This window comes from Neoroseomonas rubea (assembly GCF_016106015.1).
In the GTDB taxonomy this organism is placed as follows: Bacteria; Pseudomonadota; Alphaproteobacteria; order Acetobacterales; family Acetobacteraceae; genus Neoroseomonas; species Neoroseomonas rubea.
The window spans coordinates 1-1,340 of the sequence record NZ_JACADQ010000588.1; the positions used below are offsets into that span (position 1 = coordinate 1).

Sequence of the window (1,340 nt, forward strand, 5' to 3'; positions counted from 1 at the left end):
CCACGGGCGCGGCGCTGGCGACGACGCCGCCACCGGCCATGGCGCGCAGCCCGCCTGATCCGCCGCCGGGCGCGGGGCGCGGCGCGGCATCGCCGCCGCCATCTTCCGCCAGCCGCTTCACGATCTCGCCCGGCGTCGGCAGGTCGGCGACATGGGCGAGGCGGATCAGCACCATCTCGGCCGCCGCACGCCGGTCGATGCCTTCCTGTTGCACCTCGGCGATGCCCTTGAGCAGCATCTGCCAGGCGCGGCCGAGCGTGGGAACGGACAGCCGCATCGCGAGCGCGGAGCCGCGCGTGCGCTCGGCCTCTGGCAGCGTGGTGTCGTCCTTCAGCGCGGGGGCTGCACGGAAGCGCGTCAGCAGGTGCGTGAGGTCGGTGAGGTCCTGCAGCACCGCGAGCGGATCGGCGCCGACCTCATGCGTGCGGTCGAGGATGGCGAGCGCGTCGGCCACCTTGCCGTCCATCACCGCTTCCATCAGGTCGAAGACCAAGAAGCGGTCGGCGAGGCCCAGCATGTCGCGCACGCTCTCCCCCGTCACCGCGCCGCCGCCGGCGAGACCAATCGCCTGGTCAAGCAGCGAGAGTCCGTCGCGCACGGACCCATCCGCCGCGCGCGCGACCATCCCCAGCGCCTCGGCATCGACGGCGACACCTTCCTTCTCGGCGATGCGGCCGAAATGCGCCCGCAGGACTTCGACCGGCACGCGGCGCAGCGAGAAGGTCTGGCAGCGGCTGCGGATGGTGACCGGCACCTTGCGCAGCTCGGTCGTAGCGAGGACGAAGGTGACCGAGGGTGGCGGCTCCTCGAGCGACTTCAGCAGCGCGTTGAAGGCCTGGTCCGTCAGCATGTGGACCTCGTCCAGGATGAACACCTTCTGGCGTCCCTGGGCGGGGCGGAAGCGCAGCGCTTCGCGCAGCTCGCGCACGTCGTCGATGCCGCGGTTGGATGCCGCGTCCATCTCGACCACGTCGGGGTGGCGGTCCTTCAGGATCGCCTGGCATTCGGGGCAGACACCGCAGGGGTCGGCGGTCGGCCCGCCCCTGCCGTCCACGCCCACGCAGTTCAGCGCGCGGGCGATGATGCGCGCGGTGGTGGTCTTGCCCACGCCGCGCACGCCGGTCAGCAGGAAGGCGTGGTGCACGCGCCCCTGGGCGAAGGCGTTGCGCAGGGTGCGGACCAGCGCTTCCTGGCCGATCAGGTCGTCGAAATGGGTTGGCCGGTATTTCCGCGCGAGCACGCGGTAGGGGCCGCTGGGCGCCGGGGCGGGCACGACGGCGGCCGGCGGCGGGGCGACCGGCGCCGGGTCCCCGAACAGGCCGGGGCCCTCGGGGGCGGGT

1 protein-coding gene is annotated in these 1,340 nt (G+C 73.3%); it reads right to left on the reverse strand.

Features of this window, described 5'->3' with window-relative positions; all coding sequences use genetic code 11:
- A partial coding sequence (locus HW577_RS25100; RefSeq protein ID WP_232475232.1) for a DNA polymerase III subunit gamma/tau occupies positions 1–1,340 on the reverse strand: 1,340 nt, incomplete at both ends.